Annotated in this window: 23 protein-coding genes; 14 read left to right on the forward strand and 9 right to left on the reverse strand. The window is 70.0% G+C overall.

What is annotated here, in order from left to right:
* Window positions 1–51 precede the first annotated feature (51 nt).
* Entirely contained in the window at window positions 52–1,317 is a 1,266-nt protein-coding gene (gene eno / locus EV382_RS06120) for a phosphopyruvate hydratase (RefSeq protein ID WP_130400627.1), read from the forward strand.
* A gap of 148 nt (window positions 1,318–1,465) precedes the next feature.
* Here eno and EV382_RS06125 read toward each other — a convergent pair whose 3' ends face one another.
* On the reverse strand, window positions 1,466–1,819 hold the full coding sequence (locus EV382_RS06125) for a TraR/DksA family transcriptional regulator (protein WP_130400628.1): 354 nt from the start codon (window positions 1,817–1,819) through the stop codon (window positions 1,466–1,468).
* A gap of 117 nt (window positions 1,820–1,936) precedes the next feature.
* Here EV382_RS06125 and EV382_RS06130 point away from each other — a divergent pair, with 117 nt between their 5' ends.
* Together EV382_RS06130 and EV382_RS06135 are read left to right on the forward strand one after the other, a co-directional pair.
* Window positions 1,937–2,527 carry a TetR/AcrR family transcriptional regulator gene (locus EV382_RS06130; RefSeq protein WP_130400629.1) on the forward strand — a complete coding sequence of 197 codons (591 nt, stop codon included), beginning with the start codon at window positions 1,937–1,939 and terminating at the stop codon, window positions 2,525–2,527.
* A 111-nt stretch (window positions 2,528–2,638) separates the two neighbouring features.
* A complete protein-coding gene (locus EV382_RS06135; RefSeq protein ID WP_130400630.1) occupies window positions 2,639–2,989 on the forward strand; it encodes a DUF1330 domain-containing protein in 351 nt (116 codons plus the stop codon).
* A 63-nt stretch (window positions 2,990–3,052) separates the two neighbouring features.
* Here EV382_RS06135 and EV382_RS06140 read toward each other — a convergent pair whose 3' ends face one another.
* The 4 genes from EV382_RS06140 to EV382_RS06155 all read right to left on the reverse strand — a co-directional run bounded on the left by EV382_RS06140 (window position 3,053) and on the right by EV382_RS06155 (window position 7,297).
* A complete protein-coding gene (locus EV382_RS06140; RefSeq protein WP_130400631.1) occupies window positions 3,053–4,264 on the reverse strand; it encodes a ferritin-like domain-containing protein in 1,212 nt (403 codons plus the stop codon).
* Window positions 4,261–5,106, reverse strand: a complete 846-nt coding sequence (locus EV382_RS06145; protein WP_130400632.1) for a phosphate/phosphite/phosphonate ABC transporter substrate-binding protein — start codon at window positions 5,104–5,106, stop codon at window positions 4,261–4,263. The genes EV382_RS06140 and EV382_RS06145 overlap by 4 nt, the downstream gene beginning before the upstream one ends.
* The gene (locus EV382_RS06150; protein WP_130400633.1) at window positions 5,106–6,281 is read right to left on the reverse strand and encodes an acyl-CoA dehydrogenase family protein; all 1,176 of its coding nucleotides are present in this window, start codon (window positions 6,279–6,281) and stop codon (window positions 5,106–5,108) included. Before EV382_RS06150 ends, EV382_RS06145 begins: the two co-directional genes overlap by 1 nt.
* 77 nt (window positions 6,282–6,358) lie before the next feature.
* Window positions 6,359–7,297 carry an ion transporter gene (locus EV382_RS06155; RefSeq protein WP_244236562.1) on the reverse strand — a complete coding sequence of 313 codons (939 nt, stop codon included), beginning with the start codon at window positions 7,295–7,297 and terminating at the stop codon, window positions 6,359–6,361.
* 314 nt (window positions 7,298–7,611) lie between these two features.
* Between EV382_RS06155 and EV382_RS06160 the strand changes: the two genes are divergently transcribed.
* Together EV382_RS06160 and EV382_RS06165 are read left to right on the forward strand one after the other, a co-directional pair.
* Window positions 7,612–9,564, forward strand: a complete 1,953-nt coding sequence (locus tag EV382_RS06160) for an HD domain-containing protein (protein ID WP_130400634.1) — start codon at window positions 7,612–7,614, stop codon at window positions 9,562–9,564.
* Between the two features lie 76 nt (window positions 9,565–9,640).
* Window positions 9,641–10,279 (forward strand): HAD family hydrolase, encoded by a 639-nt coding sequence (locus EV382_RS06165; RefSeq protein WP_165435729.1) that lies wholly within the window; start codon window positions 9,641–9,643, stop codon window positions 10,277–10,279.
* A 38-nt stretch (window positions 10,280–10,317) separates the two neighbouring features.
* Here the strand turns inward: EV382_RS06165 and EV382_RS06170 are convergent, their stop codons facing one another.
* A complete protein-coding gene (locus tag EV382_RS06170; protein WP_208758323.1) occupies window positions 10,318–10,884 on the reverse strand; it encodes a RipA family octameric membrane protein in 567 nt (188 codons plus the stop codon).
* A 189-nt stretch (window positions 10,885–11,073) separates the two neighbouring features.
* On the opposite strand from EV382_RS06170, the gene EV382_RS32625 reads away from it, so the two are divergent.
* The 8 genes from EV382_RS32625 to EV382_RS06205 are packed head-to-tail and all read left to right on the forward strand — an operon-like array spanning window position 11,074 to window position 19,191.
* Window positions 11,074–11,232: a hypothetical protein gene (locus tag EV382_RS32625; protein ID WP_165435730.1), complete on the forward strand. Its 159-nt coding sequence runs from the start codon at window positions 11,074–11,076 to the stop codon at window positions 11,230–11,232.
* Window positions 11,233–11,239: 7 nt separating this feature from the next.
* Complete coding sequence (locus tag EV382_RS06175) at window positions 11,240–12,259, forward strand: hypothetical protein (RefSeq protein WP_130400636.1); 1,020 nt, start codon at window positions 11,240–11,242, stop codon at window positions 12,257–12,259.
* On the forward strand, window positions 12,244–13,839 hold the full coding sequence (locus EV382_RS06180) for a PEP/pyruvate-binding domain-containing protein (RefSeq protein WP_130400637.1): 1,596 nt from the start codon (window positions 12,244–12,246) through the stop codon (window positions 13,837–13,839). Before EV382_RS06175 ends, EV382_RS06180 begins: the two co-directional genes overlap by 16 nt.
* Window positions 13,836–15,191 carry an RtcB family protein gene (locus EV382_RS06185; RefSeq protein ID WP_165435731.1) on the forward strand — a complete coding sequence of 452 codons (1,356 nt, stop codon included), beginning with the start codon at window positions 13,836–13,838 and terminating at the stop codon, window positions 15,189–15,191. Before EV382_RS06180 ends, EV382_RS06185 begins: the two co-directional genes overlap by 4 nt.
* Window positions 15,188–16,471, forward strand: coding sequence for an aminotransferase class III-fold pyridoxal phosphate-dependent enzyme (locus EV382_RS06190; protein WP_165435732.1), 1,284 nt, complete (start codon window positions 15,188–15,190; stop codon window positions 16,469–16,471). Before EV382_RS06185 ends, EV382_RS06190 begins: the two co-directional genes overlap by 4 nt.
* Window positions 16,465–17,667: an amidohydrolase family protein gene (locus EV382_RS06195; RefSeq protein WP_130400640.1), complete on the forward strand. Its 1,203-nt coding sequence runs from the start codon at window positions 16,465–16,467 to the stop codon at window positions 17,665–17,667. Before EV382_RS06190 ends, EV382_RS06195 begins: the two co-directional genes overlap by 7 nt.
* Window positions 17,668–17,696: 29 nt before the next feature.
* Window positions 17,697–18,455, forward strand: coding sequence for a hypothetical protein (locus EV382_RS06200; protein WP_130400641.1), 759 nt, complete (start codon window positions 17,697–17,699; stop codon window positions 18,453–18,455).
* A gap of 46 nt (window positions 18,456–18,501) precedes the next feature.
* The gene (locus tag EV382_RS06205; RefSeq protein ID WP_130400642.1) at window positions 18,502–19,191 is read left to right on the forward strand and encodes a TetR/AcrR family transcriptional regulator; all 690 of its coding nucleotides are present in this window, start codon (window positions 18,502–18,504) and stop codon (window positions 19,189–19,191) included.
* A 12-nt stretch (window positions 19,192–19,203) separates the two neighbouring features.
* Here the strand turns inward: EV382_RS06205 and EV382_RS06210 are convergent, their stop codons facing one another.
* Together EV382_RS06210 and EV382_RS06215 are read right to left on the reverse strand one after the other, a co-directional pair.
* Window positions 19,204–19,665, reverse strand: coding sequence for a GNAT family N-acetyltransferase (locus EV382_RS06210; protein ID WP_208758324.1), 462 nt, complete (start codon window positions 19,663–19,665; stop codon window positions 19,204–19,206).
* A 176-nt stretch (window positions 19,666–19,841) separates the two neighbouring features.
* On the reverse strand, window positions 19,842–20,699 hold the full coding sequence (locus EV382_RS06215) for an SDR family oxidoreductase (protein WP_130400643.1): 858 nt from the start codon (window positions 20,697–20,699) through the stop codon (window positions 19,842–19,844).
* Window positions 20,700–20,796: 97 nt separating this feature from the next.
* On the opposite strand from EV382_RS06215, the gene EV382_RS06220 reads away from it, so the two are divergent.
* Window positions 20,797–21,192, forward strand: coding sequence for a winged helix-turn-helix transcriptional regulator (locus EV382_RS06220; protein ID WP_130408512.1), 396 nt, complete (start codon window positions 20,797–20,799; stop codon window positions 21,190–21,192).
* A gap of 26 nt (window positions 21,193–21,218) precedes the next feature.
* Here EV382_RS06220 and EV382_RS06225 read toward each other — a convergent pair whose 3' ends face one another.
* Window positions 21,219–21,860, reverse strand: a complete 642-nt coding sequence (locus tag EV382_RS06225) for a DUF6624 domain-containing protein (RefSeq protein WP_130400644.1) — start codon at window positions 21,858–21,860, stop codon at window positions 21,219–21,221.
* Window positions 21,861–21,868: the final 8 nt, after the last annotated feature.

The raw sequence follows: 21,868 nt of genomic DNA on the forward strand, positions 1-21,868 counted from the left end.
CGTTTCCTGCCAGTCTGGCGGCGAAAAGGCAGCTTGAACAGGGAGTGTGTGATGACGGCAATCAGCCGGGTGCGGGGTCGGCAGATCCTCGACAGCAGGGGCAACCCGACCGTGGAGGCCGACGTGGTCCTCGCCGACGGGTCGACCGGCCGGGCGGCCGTGCCGTCCGGCGCGTCGACGGGGGCGAACGAGGCGGTCGAGCTGCGCGACGGGGACCGGACGCGTTTTCACGGCAAGGGGGTCAGCAAGGCCGTCGCCGCGGTCAACGGCGAGATCGCCGACGCGGTGCTCGGGCTCGACGCGGAGGACCAGGCCCTGATCGACGAGACGATGATCGACCTCGACGGTTCCAAGGACAAGGGTCGGCTGGGTGCCAACGCGATCCTGGCGGTGTCCCTGGCGGCGGCGAAGGCGGCGGCGTCGGCCCACCGGCAGCCGCTCTACCGCTACGTCGGTGGCGTCGGCGCTCGTCTGCTGCCGGTGCCGATGATCAACATCATCAACGGCGGCGCGCACGCCGACAATCCGCTCGACTTCCAGGAGTTCATGATCGCGCCGGTCGGCGCGCAGACCTTCGCCGAGGCGGTCCGGATGGGCGCGGAGGTCTTCCACACCCTCAAGGGGTCCCTGGCCGCGGCCGGTCACCACACCGCCGTCGGCGACGAGGGGGGCTTCGCGCCGAACGTCACCGACGCCGACGAGGCGCTGCGGTTCGTGCTGCGCGCCATCGAGGACACCGGCTACGAGCCCGGGGTGGACGTGCAGATCTGCCTCGACCCGGCCAGTTCGGAGTTCTTCCGCTCGGGCGTCTACGACTACGTCGGCGAGGGACGCCAACGCACCGTTGACGAGCACATCGACTACCTGCTGGACCTGGTCTCCCGGTACCCGATCAGCTCGATCGAGGACCCGATGGCCGAGGACGACATCGCCGGCTGGAAGCGGCTGACGGCGGCGGCGGGGGAGCGCGTGCAGCTGGTCGGCGACGACGTCTTCTGCACCGACGTCGACCGGCTGCGCGACGGGATCGACGGCGGCTACGCCAACGCGATCCTGGTCAAGGTCAACCAGATCGGCACGCTCACCGAGACCCTGGCGACGGTGGACGCCGCCCACAAGGCGGGGTACCGGGTGGTGATGTCGCACCGGTCCGGGGAGACCGAGGACACCACCATCGCTGACCTGGCGGTGGCCGTCGGATGCGGGCAGATCAAGACCGGCTCGCTGTCGCGCTCGGACCGCACGGCCAAGTACAACCAGCTCATTCGTATCGAGGAGGAGCTCGACGGCCGCGCGATCTACGCTGGGCGGCGATAGCGGCGCGGTCGGTTGACCGGCGTCGAGCCTCGGGCCCGCGGGAAAGGACAGTGCTGATGGCCGACCTGGGCGGCGTTCGACGCCGCACGACTGAAAGCGCCGGCCATCACCTGACGGAGTCCTACGGGCGACGGTGCGGCGGCTCCCGCTAGCGTCGGCTGGCGCAGGCCACACACGTACGCGCTGACGGGCGGGCGACGAGACGCTCGGCGGGGATGGGGCGATGGCACCCTTCGCACACGCCGTAGCTGCCGTCGTCCACCCGTCGCAGCGCGACGTCCAGCTCGGCCAGGCGTCGGCGGGTGGCGTCGAGGACGGCGGTGAGCTGTGCGCGTTCGAAGGCGATGGTGCTGCCCTCGGGGTCGTGTTCGTCGTCGGCGTTGGACGACCGGGACGCCTCGAAGAGGCCGCGCAGGTCGTTCTCCAGTGCAGTGGCCTGCGCCTCGGTCTGCTCGCGCAGCCGTAGCAGCTCCCGGCGGACCGGGCTCGCGTACCTGTCCATGACCGCTCCACGGTACTGGGCCATGACCGTGGTCACATCCCTTGGCATTCCGAGACGACTGGTCATATTGTTCTGGGTGTCAGTCAGCCGCAGCCCGACCGGAAGGAGCGCCAAGCCATGGCACGATCGAAGTCGCCGGCCTCCGCCGGGACCAGGCAGCGGTTGTCCGACGCCGCGTTGGACCTGTTCCACCTGCGCGGCTACAACGGGACGAGCGTGCAGGACATCGTCGCTGCCGCCGGGGCCCCCAAGGGCACCTTCTACAACCACTTCGGCAGCAAGGAGGATCTCGCCCTCGACTCGGTGGCGAGATATTCCGAGGCGATGGGGCTGGAGATGCTCGACGGCAGGCAGGGTGGCACCGCGCGCGAGCGGATCATCGCGCACCTGCGCTACATCACCGGCCTCGCCGACACCATGGGTGACCGTGGTTGCCTGCTCGGCAACTTCGCCAGCGAGATTCCGGCACACAGTGACGTCCTGCGAGCTGCCGTCGACGCCAGCTTCGGCCGATGGGTCGCGACTCTCGGCGACGCCATCGAGCAGGCACGTGCGGCCGGTGAGCTACAGGGCGACGAACCCGCCAGGAGCCTCGCCGGTTTCATCGTCTCCAGCTACGAGGGGGCGGCGGCGCGGGCGAAGGCATCCGGTGACCCGGCCGCCCTGCGGGAGTTCTTCGACATCACCACCACCCGGATCCTCACCTGATCCGTTACTGATGATGCGGGCCAATCCCGCTGTCCCGGCGCGTATCCATTCCAAGACGACCGGTCGTACGCCTTCGATCGGACCACCCACACCCGCACTGAGGAGAAAACCATGAGCACCTACCTGATCAACCACCTGCGCATCCCGGGCGGGGTGCCGACCGAGGAGTCCCTGCGCTACCTGGAGCAGGTGCAGGCCACCACCGAGGCGTACGGCGCCAAGTGGCTCGTCATCGACGCCGAGGTGGAGGTCCTGGAGGGCAGCTGGCCCGGCTCGGTCGTGCTGATCGAGTTCCCGGACGCGGCGACCGCGAAGACCTGGTACAACTCGCCCGAGTACCAGGCGATCCTGTCGCTGCGCACCGCACACACCATCAACGACCTGATCCTGGTGGACTCCGTCGGCCCGGACTTCACGGTGGCCGGCTACGCGCAGAAGATCAGGACCCTGCTCGGCCAGTGACCACCGGCTGCTGACCTGTGGGACCTCGACCCCCGCGCACGACCCGCCGTGCGCGGGGGTCGCCTACATGAAGTTGCGGGTGTGCAGGGCGGAGAGCGCCGCCGCCTCGTCGGGCCGGAAGCCCAGGCGGACGAGTCGGCGCTGACGGCCCTGATCCATCGCGTCCTGCAGAGCCCGCACCCGGTCAAAGCCGGTGGACACGTCGTCCGGCCGCCAACCACCCGCCGCGAGCACCACCAGGGCGTCGAAGACGTCCGCGTTGAGGCCGGCGGTGTCGATCAGCGCGTCGTGACGGCGGTGGATGGCGGCCCGCAGCCGGTCGCGCAGCAGCGGATCCACCTGCGCCTGATGCTCCAGGTGCGCCATGCCGAACACCACGTGCCGGCGCTCGTCCTGCATGGCGAGCCAACAGATCCGCCGCGTCACCGGATCCGGGGCGAACTGGTGCAGGAACGAGAGCAGGTCGACGAAGCTCCCCTCGCCGAGCACGGAGAGCAGGAACGACGCCAACGCGAAGTCGGACTCCGCGACGAGCGTGAACAGCGACTGCCGGCCGCCCGCCGATGACGTGCCCAACTCGGCGCCGCGCAGCAGCGCCCGCCGGCTGAAGACCTCCATGTGCCGGGCCTCGTCGGCCATCTGCACCGCGAGCAGCTGCACCACCTCCCGGAAGTGCGGATGGATGCGCCCCACGAACCGGGCCGGTACGACGAGGGCGGCCTGCTCGTTCTCAACCAGGTAGGTCATCACCTGCACCACCGCGGCCTCGACGTCGGCCGGCAGCGCGAACGGGTCGTCCCACGGCACCGCGGTCTGCGGATCCCACTGTCGGGCGGCCGCCTGGGCGTACAGGTGGGGGGCGATGTCGGCCCAGACCAGATCGCGGTCGTCCAGGTCGAACCGCGCCTCGGGACCGCCGGTTTCGAGGAGCGCGCCGCGGGCGCCGAGCCCCCACCGCGCCGGCGGACGCCTGGTGAGCGCCGACGGCTGCGCCGGGCCGGCCCGCTCCGCGCCGTGCCAGCGGTCGTCGTCCGCCGAGCCCCGGACCACCACCGCGACGAGGTCGCTCCGGTCGTCCCGATCCGGCCATTCGACCCGATGGCCCCGGCCCCGACACCAGGCGGGCAGGTGTACGCGCAGCGCCGGGTCGCGGCCGGACACCGCCAACCGACCGCCGGGCGGCAGCCCGGCCAGGGCGCGTTGCACGAGCAGGTGCGCGCCCTGCCCGAAACCCAGGTCAGCGAGGTGTACCTCGGCGACCGGTGTCGCGCTCACGGCCGGTAGTCCGTGGCCGTCACCCGCCCGTCGGGGGAGTAGAAGCCGCTGGCGTCGACCGCCTCGGCGAGGGCCGCGTAGCCCGTGGTGCGGCCCTCCCGCCAGGCCGTCAGCCCCTCCAGGTCGAGCAGCGGACGCACCTGCGGATCGGCGTACGACATGCCGAGCAGCAGCGTGCCGAAGAGCCGGACCCCGTCGGACTCCGGCGCGCGGACCGTCATGTTGCAGTGGTCGTAGCGTGCGGTCTGCGCCACGATCCGGGTGCCCTCGGGCGGTAAGGTGCCCTCCCGTACGAACGCCAGATGGTTGGCGTCGATCATGCAGGCCGCGTCGACCTCGCCGGCCACCAGGGCGCGGGCCGCGTCGCGTTCGCCGCCGATGTGGTCGCCGTGCAGGCCGACGCCCACGTCGAAGCGGCGTACGTCGACAGTGACCCCGGCTGCCGCGAGGTGGCCCAGCGGAATGAGCGTCGCCTGTGGACTGTCGATCGCCCCGACGGCGACCGCCCGGCCGTTGAGGTCCGCGAGCTGCCGCACCGGCGAGTCCGCGCGAACCACCACGATCGAGGTGAGGTCCTGGTCGGTGTCGCGCATCGTGAGCGCGCGTACGGTCGTGCCGTTGGCGGCCGCCAGTCGTTCGGCCCGCAGCCAGGCCAGGGGCGAGTTCCAGGCCGCGTCGATCCGCCCGGCGACGAGGTCCTCGACCTGTCGCTCGTAGTGCGAGTAGAGGACGAAGTCGAAATCCAGGCCCCGGCCGCGCAACCAGGCGCGGAAGCCCTCCCAGATGGTCACCACCTTCGGGTCGTACGCCACCGCGCCCAGCAGAACGGTTGGCGCGGGCATCAGCGGTTGGCCTCGTCGAGCAGTGGCAGCCCGGTGGCGACACGACCGACGAAGTCGTGCAGCGCGTCGGTGGTCGGTGCCATCACCCGAGCCGCGCGGGCGTCCCGGAAACGGCGCTCAAGGCCCAACTCCTTGCGGAAGGCGCTGCCGCCGCAGAGCTGCATCGCGCCGTCGGTCACCTCGGCGACCGTTTCGCCGGCGAGCGCCTTGACCTGGAGCACCCGCAGCATCGCGTCGTCGCGGCCGGTCTCCAGGGCGGTGAGCGTGTCGCCCAGGAAGGCGCGCAGCGCGTCGGTGCGGATCATCAGTCGGGCGAGGTCGCGTCGGGTGACGGGCGCGTCGCGCAGGGCGGCACCGGTGTGCGTGAGCGTTGTTCTGGTCAGATGTCGGCCGGCCTCGGTCACCGCACTGTCGGCGAGGCCGAGGCAGAAGGCGGCGTTGAGCACCAGGAACCAGGGCAGGACCGCGCCGAGCGCGGTGTCGAGCCCGGCGCCGTCGGCCGCCATCATCGCCGCCGCCGGAACCCGGAGCCCGTCGGCGGTCATCGGCCGAGAGCCGTTGCCGCGCAGGCCCAGGCCGTCGAAGTCGCCGGTCACGCTCAGGCCAGGGCTGCCGGCCGGCACGAGCCACAGCGTCATCGGGCCGGCCTCGCGGGTCAGCGGAAGACTCGACCAGACGTAGCTGTCGGCCTCGCCGGCCGAGGTGACCCAGCTCTTACGGGCCTCCAGGAGGACCGTGTCGTCGGCGGCGGCGGCGGCGCTCGCGGTGCCGGTCGGCGACCAGAAGTGGCTGCGCGAGCCGTACTCGGAGAACGCCAGCGTGGTGAGGTGATCGCCGGCGGCGATGGCCGCGCGGACGTCGCGCGGGCCGTGCGCCTCGATGACCGCGGTCGCCGCGTAGTGCATGAGCACCACCATCGCGGTGGACCCGCACTCGGCGGCCAGCCGTTCGATGACCCCGGCGACCGTCCGCATGCCGTGGCCGCCGCCACCGACCTCGGTCGAGGAGGCCAGGCCGAGCAGGCCGGCGGCGGCGAGAGCGTCGACACCCGGGCGAGGGAAGGCCCCATCCCGGTCGACGATTGGCGCCTGCGGGCGGATCACATCGTCGATCACCGGGTCGAGCAGGTTGGCGGGTTCGGCGGCGGTCTGGGCATTGTCGACAGTGGCCGTCATGCCGGTACCCCCTCAGAAGGGCCGTTGGGACCGCCGTCGACACTATCCGAACGGGAGGACGCAGCGCGAGCGTCGGATTACCGTCTGACGCGGGCGTTGTCCCGATGAGGTCGACCGGACCCGTCGTCCCGGTCGATGCGCAGTTCCCGTTCCAACTCGGTGATGACCGCCCGCAGGTCGTCCAGCCGTTGGGTCAGCGCGATGCGGTCCACCTCGTCCGGTACGCCGTCGCCGTCCTCGTCGTACCCGGGAGCCAGCCGCTCGGTCATCTCCAACCGGCGGGCCTCCTCCATGGAGTTCACGATGACCGCGATGAGGATGTTGAGCAGCAGGTTGACGGTGATGACCACATAGCTGACGTAGTAGAGCAGCGTCCATGGTGAGATCGCCAAGCCCTGCTCGATGAGGTCCGGCAGCGTCTCCAGCGACAACAGCACGAACAGCGTCAGCAGTGATCGCCCGATGTCGCCGTACTCCTCGGGATACCTGTTGCCGAAGATCAGCCAGCCGGCCATGCCGTACACGTAGAGCGTCACCACGGCCAGGGCGAGGAACCCGGTGACGCCCGGCAGGCTGCGCCACAGCGCGGAGACGATGGTCCGCAGACCTGGCGAGAACCGCACCAGGCGGACCATCCGGGCGACCCGTACGACCCGCAGCAGGGCCGGGTCGCCGTGCAGGCCCGGGATGAAGATCGCCGCGATCACCACGAAGTCGAAGACGTTCCAGCCGTGCCGGAAGAAGTCCTGTGGGCGCTTGCCGTACGCCGTCAGCCGGACGGCGATCTCGACGACGAAGACGGCCCGGAAGAGCAGCTCCAGCGCGTGCAGCGCGGTGCCCGCCGGGCTCAGGTCGTCGTACGTCTCCAGGCCGAGCACGATGCCGTTGGCGAGGATGACCACCACGATGGCGATCTCGAAGGGGCGCGACCGGGCGAGTCGGTCGCAACGGTCGATCCAGCCCGAGCGGTGCCGCGGTGGCGCACCCCGCGGGGCGGGCACTGGTGCGTCACTCACCAGTCGGCCGGCCCGATCAGGCGCGCCGCGGCGGGGGTCGACCTTCGACGGTCGTCCGGGCGGTGCGGGCGCTCTGGCGGCATGCCCGTCAGCCTAATCAGGCGCCATGGCGGTGGCGCGATCCCTCCCGCCCGCACGGGCGGGGCAGCCCACCTCCGAGCGCCGTATCAGATATCCGACATCGTGCTGGCGTCGCTGATGTGAGTCTTTCGATGGAGGCTCGAACTGATCGGCTGGCAGTCGCGGTGTGCCGCCGGAGCGGAGCCGGGGGGTGAGGGACCATGCATGGTCAGAGTTGGCCTATCCATGACGCCGTGCACGGCGTCATCGACTTCGATGACCCGACACTGTTCGCCCGACGCGATCTCCTTCAACTCCTGCTGGAGTCCCCGCAACTGCAACGACTGAGGCGGCTCCAGCAGCTTCCCTTCGGCGACCATGCGTTCCTGTCCTCGACGCACAACAGGTTCTCGCATGCGGTGGGGACGGCGCATGTGGCGCTGCGACTGATGCAGCGCCTGCACCGGATGGGATTCTTCACCCCGGTGACGATGGCCGGACTGCGTGAGGCGGTGCCCTCCCTCGCCGACGGCGACGACGCGACGCTCATCCGCCGACTCGCCGAACACGTGGTGTTCGCCGGGTTGCTCCAGGACATCGGCGAGCTGCCGCACAAGCCGTCGGTGGGCCTGTTCCTTTACCCCCACGCGACGATCGCCACCCGGGTCGCCGCGGACTTGGAGGTGTCGACCCACGGAATGTCCGACAAGGAGTTGTTCACGCTCAACGGCATCATCGATGTGTTTCAGGTGCACGAACCGCTCCGTACCGGGCTGGACATCGGCGTGCTCGCCTACCTGATTGCCGGTCAGCCGACACCGGACATCCACGTTACGGACGCTCTGCTGGCGGTCCGTCAGATCGTCGATGGGGTGGTCGACGCCGACCGGCTGGACTACGTCCACCGGGACTCGCACCACTCGATCGACAGTGGCCTGTCGTCAGCGGCCCACGTCATCGAGTCGCTGATCACCTACGATCGCGACGGTCCGATCTTCAACTCGACCGGACCAGTGGCCAACTTTCTGATGTTGCGGGCGGTGCTACGTTCGCAGGTCTATTCGGCGCCCGCGGTGCGGTTCCGGGTCACGTTGCTGGCGGTCGTGATGTCGGAGCTGCTGCGCCGACAGCCCGACTGGATGACCAAGTACTTCGACGCCCGCTACGGGACGCTCAGTGGTGAGGCGTTCAGCCGTTTGGACGACACGTCCCTGTTCGCCGGTCTACGTCAGCTGCGCGCCGATCGGGAAGCAGAGGTACTGGACCGCCACGTGGCGCGCGCCGCCGACGAGCTGCTGGGTGGTGGTACGCCGTACGAGTATCACTGGTTGGACCGGCCGACCAGTGCCGAGTCGCCGGCGCAATTGGTCCTGCGACCGGACATCTTCGTCGACGCGTACTGGGACTACGAGACGCATCGTCTGTACCGCCCGGCGTCGGTGCGCGTGAGCGGGGCACCGTACGCCGCGCCGCTGGAGACGGTTCCGCTGGAGCGGACGGCCGGGCACGTGAGTGAGTTCCTGCAGATGATGTGGGACTCGCCGCCGGTCCAGAACAACGTGCTCTTTTTCGTGCCACCGCAGCGGACCGCCTGGTTCCGGGCCACTGTTGCTCGAGGGGCGGCGGAGCGGCGCGGGCTCTACCAGGCCGCTATCACCCGCGACGCCGAGGTGCGGCTCTCCGTCGTGGACGATACCCGTGCGGAGGAGACGCACAGCGGGCCGTCGATCTTCGTGTCGTTCTGCTGGGAGGACATCGACTCGATGCGGGCGATGCTGCGCCTGTTGTACGAGCGCCGTCGTCGGTACTACGCCTTCGTCGAGGACTATCACGGCCTGGGTGGAAACACCAAGAAGAACGGGTCGAGGTATGCGGCGCAGGCCGATGCCGCGCTCATCCTTCTCTCTCCTGCCTACGCCGAGCGGGCAACCGACCCGAAGGGCAACATCTACCCGGAGTTGATCGCGCTGGGCCGGAAGGTGCCGCCGGAGCGGATTGTTCCCGTGTCGCTCGATGCAAAGGCCGACTACCGGGAGGAGCTGGACCGGTTCCCCTGGGCGTTGATCGGTCACGAGGAGGTGCCGTTCCTGGGTGCTCCGATCCGCAACGCGACGACCAGTCAGATTGCCCGCGCTCTTGACAGCGCCCTGCAGGTGATCGACAGATCCTGGAAAGACTCGACGGACGCGACACGGTCGATGAGGTGACAAGCCTCCGCCTGACATCGCCTACGCTGCACGCAGCCGCCCCTATCTTCCCGACCGACGAAGGTGCATGACGACGATGAGCATCGGGACCGACCGCAATCTGAACATACTGGCCCTCGACGTGGACGGTGTGCTGGTTCATCCGAATGACCGGTTCGACGGCGGGCCGTGGGACACCCACATTCAGCACGATCTGGGGATCGACCCGCGCGCGCTGGGCCAGCGGTTCTTCAAGGTCTACTGGCCGGAGATCATTGTGGGTAAGCGTGACCTGCGGGAGACCCTCGAGACCGTGCTGCCCGAGCTCAACCCCGCCGTGACGGTCGACGATTTTCTCAATTACTGGTTCGTCAATGACGCGCGAGTCGACGAGGATGTCGCCGCCGAAGTCCGGATGTGGCGGGAGCGGACGGGGGGTACGGCCATTGCGGTGACCAACCAGGAGAAGTACCGGATCGCCTACCTGACCGACCAGGTGGGCCTCGGTGACCTGTTCGATCACATCCTGTGGTCGGGTGAGCTGGGCATGACCAAGAGCAATATCGACTTTTATCTCGCCGCTCAGGCGAGGACGGGATGCGACGACCCGCAGCGGATGTGGTTTTTCGACGATGACCAAGCCAACGTGTCGGTAGCGACGGAGGCTGGCTGGCGGGCCCACTTCTACACCAGCCTGGACGAGATGCGGCGAGTACTGTCGAGCGTCCGCTCGTAGGAGGCCGTGGGCGGAGGGGTGGGGCGGGCTCGACCCTTTCAGGAGACCGTGACGGCCAGGACCAGACCGAGCAGGATCAGGTAGGCCACGGCGAACACGACCGGCACCCACTGCTCAAGATAGGCCATTGGCCAGTACAGCGACCGATCCCTGCCGGAGCCGAGGCCCTTCCACTCCGCCCTCCAATACGGCGACGCCGGTAGCCGCTCCTCGAGTGCGCCGATCACGCGGAACTTGGCGGACGCCAGCTGCCGGTACGAGCGCAGAATCCACGACCACGCGGCGCACTGCGCGACGAGGATGGCCAGTGGGAGCACCAGTGCGGTGCGGGGCACCTGTACGCCCTGCGCCCAGATGACGTTGACCAGTGTGAAGACGGCGGTGTTCACGGCTAGGAAGAAGGTGTTCGTCGAGCCCCTCCGCGCGCTCACGCGGTCGGCCATCTCGACGTAGATCTTGTATTGTTCGAGAATCGCGCCCTGATACCGCTCGGTCTCGCCCCCATACGAGTCGGCGGTCACCTCGGACGTCCATAGCGCCGATCGAATTGCCGCAATGTCCACCTGGTTGCGTCCAAGGTACTGTCGTGCCGCGCCCGTCAGCATCCGCCGATTATCGGCATCTCTGCTCCTCTCGCCAAGACATTCGACGATCAACGGACAGAACTCGTCCGGCGCTTCGCCGACTCTTGTGTACGGGGCGCGTACCTCATAGTGTCCCATTCGCATCCAGTGACACTGGTCACTGCGCCGTCGGCCGTGCCTCGGCGGACGCGTCAGAGGAAGGGGTATGACGTGGCCGAAAGCGTCGCGAGCGATCTGGCTATCGCACGCCTTATTCAGAAACTCGGCGGCAGCCGGCACCGCAGCACCCTGGACGAGCAGTCGGCCGACCGCTCGCACCCGCCCTCCACGCCGGCACCGGACGCCCGCGACGAGCCCAAGCAGCGGTGATCCCAGGGTGGAGAGTCGGTGGCGCGACATCGTGGTGCTCGACTACGAGGTCGACTTTCCCACCGCTTCGCCGCTGGAACTCGCGCTCTACAGCACCGGCGCGGCGCTGGCGCCACGGATCCTGCTCGAGTGCGCCGACCGGTGGGGGGCGCACCGACGCCCCGGACTGCTCGACATTCCGGCGGGACACTACGACCGAACGCTGCACGAGTTCGGCAACCGCTGCGCCGAGCCGTCCTTCGTGGCCGGCCTCGCGGGACGACTGAGCAGGTGCGTTAGCCGGGTCGCCGAGGCCACCGCTCGGCTGGCCGGTGCTGATGCCCCGACAGCCGGCGGCATCCAGGCGGCGGTTGACGCGCTCGCCGAGCTGATGGCCTTCCACGTCCTGAACTGGGCGCTGCCGCTCACCGACATCGAGACCTGGTTGGCCGGCCTCACTCGTGACCCCCAGGCTGCCCGGGAGCTTCTCATGCGCCTTCTCGTGCCGAACACATCCGCGCACCTGACCGACTTCGCCACGCTCACGGCTGCCGCCCATCACGCCATCCACGCCGGTGGTTGGTCGAGCCAGCGAGCGGCGGAGCTCTCCGCGAGCATCGGGCATCTGCAGGCGCCCGGCCTCCCGCAGCGCCCGTTCGAGGACGCGCGGACCTTGGAGACGTACGTCCGATCGCTCGACCCGCCGGAGGTGGGCTACTTGGAAGCCATGCGCGACTCCCGGGACGCTGCCCGGCGGCGGCTGGCCCGGGACACGAGCATGCTGCTGCTGGCGGCCGGCGGCACGGGCCGGCGCGTGGCCCGCACCTGGGCGTTCGTGTCGATGTGTCGGCTCGCCGCCGAGGAGGAGGAGCAACGCCGCCGGTGGCAGGCCAAGACATTGCAGACGCTGCGCTCTGCCGCCGACCGTGGCGGCCTGGACCTCGGTACGGTGCTGCCGAGCGCCTGCGACACTGACGAGACCGCTGGGGACCGCCCGGTACTGCTCATCGATGCCACCGATGGAGCTTGGGCGTGGCTGCGCTCCTGACCGACCTGTCCGGACCCGCCACCGAGGTTGGCGGCAAGGCGTTCGGTCTGCGTGTCGCCGACGCCCATGGGTGGCGCGTCCCGCCCACCGCGGTGATTCCCGCTACCGCAGTTCCACAGAGCGGAGAGGCCGACCCGTCGTGGCTGCGGCAGAGCAGCATGGAGATCGCGGCGTGGGCGCGCGACAGCGGCGTCAGCCACCTGGTTGTGCGTTCGTCTGCGGAGGTGGAAGACCAGGCCGCGCACAGCTATGCGGGTGTCTTCGGCTCTGCATTCAGCCGGCTGGACCCGGTGGGCCTCACCGACGCCCTGACGTCGGTGATCGCCTCCACCCGGTCCACGACCCGGGCCGCCTACGAGGATGCCGTTGGCCTGCCACGGTCCGCCGGCCGGATGGCCATCGTGGTGCAGGCCACCGTGCCCGCCCGCAGCAGCGGAGTGGCATTCGGCTGGCACACACCGGACGGACCGCAGTTGCTCGTCGAGGGCACCTGGGGGCTGGCGGTGCACCTCGTCGAGGGCATCAGCGCCGGTGACTCCCACCGCAGCGGCCCAGTGGGCGGGCACCGGGTCCGACCAAAGCCGTTGGCCGTGTATCCGGTGCCGGACCACGCGCATCGACCCGGCGATGTCGTGGTCACCGACCACGGGTTTCCGGCCAAGGTCGTTTATGTCGACGAGCCAGCCGGGCTGGCCTACCTACGCCTGCCGCCGGCCCTGGCCGAGCGGGGTTGCCTGCACCCGGGGCTGCTCGCCGAACTGGAGCGACTGGTGGGTCGTCCGGTGCCCGGCTGTTCCAGTGGTGTGGACGTGGAATGGGTCGAGGACGCCAACGGCACGGTGTGGCTGGTGCAGTTACGCCCTCTGACCGCCCGACCGACGGAACCGACCGCATCCGATCGGCGCCGAGAGCCAACCGGAACCCTGCGCGGTGAACCCGGTGCGCCCGGTACGTGGCGCGGGCCAGTGTCCTCGCCGGCCGGTATCGGCCGGTACACCCCTGCCGACGGACGGGTTCTCGTGTGCGGGGCGGCCCGCCCCGAGCTGCTGCCCGCAATCGCCCGCGCGTCGGCCATCGTCAGCACCGACGGCGGGGTGCTGTGCCATATCGCAATCGTCGCTCGGGAGCTCGGTAAGCCCTGCGTGATCGGTATCCACGAAGCCACCACGGCGCTCCCCGAGGACATGGTGGTGACAGTGGATGGCACCGCAGGCACCGTCCGAGCCGCTCCCGTGCCGGAGGACATCGATCGCCCGGCCGAGCCGGCCGACGACGTCAGCGTCGGATTCCTCCCACCGGACCAGCCACCCGACCCGGCCGACGAGGTCTTCACCGCCTGCGACGTGGTCGTGTTGATCCTCACCCGCTACGGTTCGGTCGCCCCCGACGCCCTCGCCGCTGCCCCCGACCACCTGGTCGTCGTCGTCGCCACCACCGAAGTCGCCGAAACGCTGTGCCCCGAGCCCGGTTGGCGGCTTCGGCAGGTATCCGGCGGATGGTCGTTGCTGGCACGCGGGGTGGACCCGGATCTGCTGCGCCGGGTGTGCCGGCTGCTGTCCGTACCGGGTGCGCTGCAATGACGTACTCGTCGTTCGACCACTTCGAGGGACGCTTCCGGAATGCTGGCGACCGGGCGGTGCGGTTTCTGCTCGGCGGCGAGTTCCTCGGTCCGCTGCTCGCCTCTCCGCTGCGTGACCGACTCGCGCGAGTCGCGCAACTGCCGTACGTCCACGGGCCGGTCGTCGTGCATCCCGACGTCAGCGTGAAGCCCTTCGGTTTCCCCGCCGGCATCGCTCTCCACACCGAACCGGGGTGGCTGTATCCACTGTCGGCACCCGACATGGGCTGCGGATATCTCGTCGTCGACTCCGGCATCACCGTCGACCCGGACGAGATGGACAGGACGGCCATGGCGTCCGCGTACGACGGCATGCTGCGGCAAATCGCCGTGGACTCCCCGGACCGGCCCGACGCATCCTGCCACGTACGCGACGTACTTGTCGGCGGCCTCGATGCGCTTGCCGCGCCCGCCGCGTTCACCACCTCGGCAGCTCCGGCCGAAGAGCACAACGACTGGCCCACGGAGCTGGCGCTCCTCGACCCGGACTTCACCGACACGACCCTGCAACGCAGCCTCGGTAGCGCGGCTGGGCACTTCGTCGCCTGCTACGTCGTGCAGCAGCCGCTGCGGCCGAGCACACCATCCACCGGTCGGATCATCGTCGTCGTCCATGTCGGCGCGGCACCGATCCGCGACCACCTCAATCGGCGCGGCCTGTTCCTCGATCTCGCCCAGGACGCGGTCCACTCCGGCATCTCCCTGGAACACGACGCCGCCGACGGGCTGTTCGCCGTCGATCTCGACAGCACCCGAGGACGCGCCCTACTGGGCACCGCCATGGCGGCCCGGAACTTCGGCTACGCCAACCGGCAGATCGTCGCGGACCGGGTCATTCAGGCCCTCACCGCAGCCCTGCCCACAGCTGTCGTCGCACCGGCCGTACAACTGCGCCACGTCGACCACACCGCCTTCGAGCAGGTCGACGACGCGATCCGCGCACGGCGCGGGCTGCAACCGCTGCACGCCGCCCGGCCGGTGTTCATCACCGGCGGTGAACATACCCACGCCTATCTGTGCCACAGCGGAGATGACACGGCAGTCAGCGACGGGGTGTGCTGCCACGGCGCTCCCGTCCGCGAGACGCCCGCCGTCCCGCCGTCCGTCTGGGACCGCCCTGATCTGGACGTCAGCCCCGGCGCACTACGCGGCTGGGTCGACACGATGACCGCGAACACCCGCTTCGACGAAAGTCGGTTCTGGGCCGACCTGGGCAACATCGAGGGCGTCATCGGCCAACTCGCGAGCCTGGGGATCGCCCGCCCGGCCGCACGGCTGAGGCAGCTCATGAACTATCGGGAGCTCGGGCTGTGACAGCCTGGTGGATCGCCGATCCGACCACCGCCGATTCGCAGCGACAGCGGCTGCTCGACGACTACGCCGCTCACGTCGCGGACGACATCAGCGCACCCCTGCGGGCACTGCGGGCATCGATCCTCACCAACGGTGGCGACCGGGACCTCGTCCGGGATCCGGACGGCACCGCTTATCTCGACCTGCGGTGCGGCGCTGGTGTGGCGGCGCTGGGCCACCGCCCCCGGGCCGCCGTCGACGCGCTGCGGGACGCGCTGCGCACCATGGACATCGGCGACCAGCAACTACCCAGCCAACTCCGCGCCGACCTGGCCGCCGACCTCAGCACCACGGTGGGGGAGGGCCGGTGGCGGTGGCAGTTCTGCGGCGGCGGCAGTGAGGCCGCCGAGTTCGCGCTGCGTACGGCCATGGCGGCCACCGGACGGGATCGTGTCGTCGCGCTGCACGGCGGCTACCACGGGCAGGCCGGGCTGGCGGCCGCCGTGACCGACCCGCGGCACCTGCCCGGTCCCTACCCCCGACTCGCCGTCGAGCCGATCCGGATCACCCCGAACGATGATGTCGCGCTGGCGCTGATCGACGACCGGGTCGCGGCCGTGATCGCGGAACCGGTTCAACTGAGCGGCCGGATCTGTCTCCTTAGCGCGGAATGGCTGCGCGCGCTGCGGCTCCGCTGCGACACCACCGGCACCATCCTCGTCCTCGACGAAACCAAGTCCGGGTTGAACCGTTGCGGCCCGCTGTGGGCGCACGAGAACAGCGGGATCGTTCCGGACATCCTGCTCGTCGGGAAAGCGCTGTCCGCCGGGCTCTACCCGGTGGCGGCGTACGGGCTACGCGACGAGGGCGTCCTGCGCGACTGGCGTAGCCCGCTCCGATCCTCCTACGGCGGCAGCCTCCTTGGTATGGCGGTTGGCCGCGCCGCTCTGGCACAGCTCACCGACCCCGACAACCAACGGTGTTACCAGCGGACCGCCGAGGCGTTCGCCCTGCGCCTGCGTCATCACCTGGGCCACCCCGACGATTCCGGACGACAGCTGCGGCGCCACGGTGCGGCATTCGAGCTCGCTCTTCCCAATCCGGAGACCGCGCTCTTCGTCGCCGCCGACCTGCTGCACCGGCGGGTACTGGTCCCGATGCCCACCGCCAGCGCGCTCATCCTGCTTCCCGCGCTGACCGTCTCCGACGACACGGCCGACCTGGCGTGCGCACGAATCGCCGCCGCGGTACGGGCCGCGGCGGCGGCACTTCCCTCCGGAGAGGACGCGACAATATGTTGATCTCTGCCGACTCGCACATCCTCGACCCGCCACATCTGTGGGACCGCTGGCTGCCAGCGCGGTACCGGGACCAGGCACCGCAACTCGTGGAGGACGCCGACGGTGGGCACGCCTGGCGCTACGCCGGTGCCCGCGAACCGGAGCCGATCGGCCTGGCCGGCCTACCTGGCCGGCCCGACGACCAACTCCGCCCCAGTGGCGTCCGTTACGACGAGATCCGACCCGGCACGTTCGACGGCGCGGCGCGGCTCATTGACCAGGACGCCGACGGCGTCGCAGCGGAGGTCATCTTCCCCAGCGCCCGTCCGATGGGGCACTTCCTCGACGACCCCGATCCGGCCTTCGTGCTCGCCGGGGTGGAGGCGTACAACCGTTTCATCGTGGAGGAATTCTGCTCCGCGGCACCCGACCGGCTCTTTCCGGTGGCGCAGCTGCCCACCACCGGTGTCGACGACTGCGTCCGGACCCTCCGGTCCTGCGTCGAACAGGGCTTTGTGGGGGCGGTGCTGCCCTGCTGGCCCACCGGCGGCGACCATCTTGACGCGGCCAGCGCGCCGTTTTGGAGCTGCGCCGAGGAGCTTGGACTGCCCATCTGCATGCACGTCGGGTTCCGATCGCGCGAGGAGCGGCTACTGCTGCGCGAGCTGCAGGAGCGACGGCTCGACGACGAGCTCACCAGCGTCCGTTTCCACCCGCACAGGCCGGACCATGCTCCCCGACCGCTGGAGTACCACCACCGCGCCCCCAACTTCGGCGTCAGTCTGGGCCGCGCCGCTGCCGTTCTCAGCGATCTCCTGCTGTCCGGACTGTTCGACGCCCACCCAGGGCTGCGGATCGGGTTCATCGAAACCTGGGTTGGCTGGATACCACGGGCTCTGGAGGCTGTCGACGACATCTGGCGTCGGAACCGGCACCTGCGCCGGATCCTGCTGCGCCACCCTCCCTCGCACTATTGGCACTCGCACATGACCGGGTCATTCCTCGACGACCGCGCCGGCATCCAGAGCCGATATGCCATTGGCGTCGACAACCTCATGTGGTCCACCGACTATCCCCACTTCGGCACCTTCTGGCCGCGGTCCCGCCAGGTAGCGGAGGCGAGCCTCTCCGGTGTATCCGCCGAGGAGCGCCATCGCATCCTGGCCGGCAACTGCGTGCGTTTCTACGGACTGACCGACCGAATCCGCTCGACGTGACCGCTTGTCCATTGCCGTACTTCGCCAGCGTGGGCGCCGTCCTTGACCGGCTCGCCCTGCTGGACGTCAAACGTGAACTGCTCCACGACGAGCACCATCGACGCATCGCCGCCGTCGAAGCGGCTGGGCTCGATGCGGCATGGGCCGCCGCCGGTTTTCGCCCGCCGCGCACGGTGCCGGCATACGCGCTGCTCGGCTCGGTTCACCGGAGGTTGTGGCACCTGGAGAACGCAACGCGGACCGCGGAGCGACGTGGCGCGTTCGGACCGAAATTCCGGCACCTGTTCGCTGATATCCAGCGGTTGAACGCCGACCGGGCCGGGCACCGCCGCGCCGTCGACACCAGCTTCGGCGACGGCAGCGAAACTGCGCTCGTGGAGGTGGTCGTCGGCCTGGATATCTACGCAGACCAGATTGCCATCCAACGTGTACGGCAGCAGCGCCTGGGTGCGCCCACGTCGGCTGACGCGGACATGCTGAGCGAGATCTGGCTCGCGTACCGGCTGCCGGACATCTTCGCCGGTGACGCCTTCCGCCGACTCCATCTGGCCAATGACCGACTGTGGACGGTAAAGGCGGAGTTGGACGCCGGGCTGGCCGGGCGAGGTCCTTCGATCAACACCTGCCGCAGCCTGTACCTGGTGAACGACGCCCGGTGCCGGGCCAAGAAGTTCATCGCGCTGGCGCTCGAGTCGCCAGTTCGCGACGTCAAGGAGTATGCGCCGTACCCGTTGCCGACGGGCTGGGACGACGGCACCCTGAGCTGGCGGCCGGTGCCGCCGATCTAACCAACCGGAATGACTGCGAACAACGTTTGCAGTTTACAGTAGATCAGTGAGCGACGCACCCGCGAGTACCGGCCCCGACCGGCAGTCGATCTGGAGCAGGCCCGAGCGCGGCAGCCGTGGCCCCACTCCGGCGCACAGTCGGGACGCCATCGTGGTGGCCGCCATCGCCCTGGCCGACAGCGAAGGGCTCGCGGCGGTGTCGATGCGGGCCGTCGCCGGAGCGCTGGGCACCGGGGCCGGATCCCTCTACCGGTACCTGTCGTCCCGTGACGATCTGCTGGATCTGATGACCGACCGGGCCGTGGGGGAGTTGCGCCCCTACCCGCAGGTGGAGGGCGACTGGTTGGAGACGATGGTGGTGTTGGGTCGCCGGCAGGTGGCGCTGTTCACGGCCCATCCGTGGCTGCTCGACGTGATCCACCGGTCGTCCGGCATCGGCCCGGAGAGCCTGGCCTGGTTCGACAACTGCATCCGGGTCCTGGAACCCGTGCGCTGCCCGGCGGCCGCCAAGTTCGAGGCCATCGCCATGATGACCGGCGTGGCGAGCCTCTTCGCCCGCCGCGAGTCCGCCGCCGGGGCGTTCAGCTTCGCCGGGGTGGACCTCACGGCGTACCCGCACCTGGTCGCGGCCTTCAGTCAGCCCTCCGGGCCGGCGCCCCGAGCGGACCTCGTCGAGCGGACCCTGCGGGGTCTGCTGACCGGTCTGCTGCTCGCCGACTCGACCGGGGCGGGCTGACCGGCGTGCCTGTCACGTGGTGGTGAGGTACCTGCGGTAACCGACGGCGGACTGCGCGAACCCGACGGACGCGTAGAACCGGTGGGCGTCGGTGCGCGCGGCGTTCGACACCAGCTGCACCTTGTAGCAACCGGCCGCCGTCGCGTCGTCGAGCGCCGCCATGACGAGGGCCCGGGCGACGCCGCGACGACGCCAGTCGGGCGCGACCACCACGTTCTCCACCACCATGTACGGTCGCGCGCCGTGGGTGAGGTTGGGGGCGACGAGGGTGTCCAGGGTGCCGACGACGGTGTCCCCGGCGACGGCCAGCAGCAGGCGGCGGCCAGCTTGCGCGTGCAGGCCACGCCAGGCGGTGGCCAACTGGCTGGCGTCCGGCCGCGCGTCGTCGGGCGCGAGCTGCCACAGCACATCGAAGACCTGCTCGGGGTCGTCCGCCGCCACGGCGGCCCGGACGACGACATCGCGCCCGCTCACCGGGCCGACGCCAGAGTGTCCAGGTCGGACCGCGTGGGGTGCCGACGTGACGATCCGGCGGGCCGGGAGAGCTGGTCGTCGATGTGCCTCGCCATGCCGTCGAGGATACGTGCACCAGGTGGCGAAGCGGGCGACGGCGCCCGGAGGCTTCGTCGCCCGCTTCGGCGCGGACCCGGTCAGGCGCGCGCGGCCCGGATGGCGTCGCGCAGCGGGGTGCTGGGACGGCCCAGCAGTCGGCTGAGGTCGTCGCTGTCGGTCGCCAGTTCGCCGTTGGCGATCGAGTGGTCGAGCGCGGCGACGAACCTGGCGGTGCCCGCGTCGAGGCCGACGTTCTCCAGGGCCGAGGCCAGCTCGGCGGCGGACATGTCCTGGTGCACGACGGTGGTGCCGGTCACCTCCGAGACCGCCTGGGCCAGCTCGTCGAAGGTGAACGCGGTGCCGCCCAGTTCGTAGACGGCGTTGCCGTCCTCCTCGCGGGTCAGCGCCGCCACGGCGGCCCCCGCGTAGTCGGCCCGGGGCGCGGCGGAGATCTTGCTGCCGCCGGTGGCGCCGAGGATCGTGCCGGACCCGAGGTACTGCGGCAGCTGGTCGGTGTAGTTCTCGGTGTACCAGCTGTTGCGGAGCACGGTGTAGGTCAGACCGGACGCGGCGAGCACCTCCTCGGTGGCCTTGTGCTCCGGGGCGAGCGGGTTCGCGGTGGTGTCGGCCTTCAGGATGCTGGTGTAGACGAGACGCTCGACGCCGGCGAGCTTGGCGGCGTCGATGACCGCGGTGTGCTGCGCGACGCGCTGGCCGGGAGTGTCGCCGGAGATGAGCAGCAGCCTGCGTACGCCGGCCACGGCGCCGGGCAGCGTCGACGGGTCGTCGTAGTTGGCCTTGCGGATCTCGACCCCTCGCTTGGCCAGGTCGGCGGCCTTCTCCGGGCTGCGGACGATGGCGGCGATCTCGACGGCGGGAACACCGCTGTCGAGCAGCTGCTCGATCACCAGGCGGCCCAGCCGGCCGGTGGCGCCGGTGACGGCATAGGTGGGCATGGGAACCTCCGACAGGGTAGGGGCAAATCTGCATGCACTTACGAATCTATAGCACTTACTAATAGGATGGGTGCGCTAGGCTGGTGAGGTGAGCAACATGCCGGCCCAGGATCCGGCGGGGCCTACCCAGGAATTCGTCACCGATGTCTTCGCGCGCGGTTGCGCTTCCCGCGCGGCCTTCGAGGACGTCACCTCGAAGTGGGCCTCGCTGGCCCTGTTGGCGCTCGGCGAGGGCCGCTACCGGTTCAACGCGCTGCGTCGCCGCATCGACGGGGTCAGTGAGCGGATGCTCTCCCAGACCCTGCAGACCCTCGAACGCGACGGGATGCTCACCCGTGAGGTGCTCACCGCGATCCCACCCCGCGTCGAATACTCGCTGACCCCGCTCGGCACCCGCGTCGCCGAGCAACTGCGGGGCCTCGCCGATCTGCTGGAGGCGTCGGTGCCCGAGGTGCAGACCGCCCGTGACAGCCACGAGCGCGATCGGGGCTAGCGACGACCGTCGCGGTTACGCCCGCGTCAGTTGCTGTCCTGCGCGCAGATCGTGGTCATCTCGGCCAGATAGCTGGCCAGCGTGGGTAGGCCGGCCTCGGCCCGCCGCCGCTCGACACCCGGCTCATCCCTGATCGGGGTCGCCGGGACCGGGCCGCCCGGTCCGCAGCGGATCTGTGTGCCGTACACCTGGGGCTCGCCCTTGCCCACCGCGACCCGGTCCTCCAGGTAGGCCAGGTTGCCCGGCGATGCCTGGCCGGCGGCGACCGCGGCCCGCAGCAGGTCCAGTGCCTCCTGTTGGAAGGTCGGATCCTGGTCGGAGTGCTGGGCGATCGCCCAGGCGGCGTTGCCGCCGTCCTCACCCACCAGGGCGAAGGTCGGCCAGCCGTGAGTACGGATGATGTCCTTCAGCCGGGCGGTGCGCTCCTGGTCGGAGTCGGTCTGCGGGGTGCCCTCGCGGTCGGCCTGGTCGCGCTCCAGCATCGCGATCAACTCGTCGTGCAGCGCCGTGTCGAAGGCGTCCGAGGGTCGGGCGGTGGGGGAGAGGGCGCTCGGAGACGCCGACGGCACGCTGCTCGGTGGGTCACCGGCCGACCGGGACGAGGTGCCGCAGGCGGCGATGCTCAGCAGTGCCACCAGCGGCACCGCGATCGGCCTCGGGACCTTCACGTCGCCGA

The sequence above is a fragment of the Micromonospora violae genome, assembly GCF_004217135.1.
GTDB lineage: Bacteria > Actinomycetota > Actinomycetes > Mycobacteriales > Micromonosporaceae > Micromonospora > Micromonospora violae.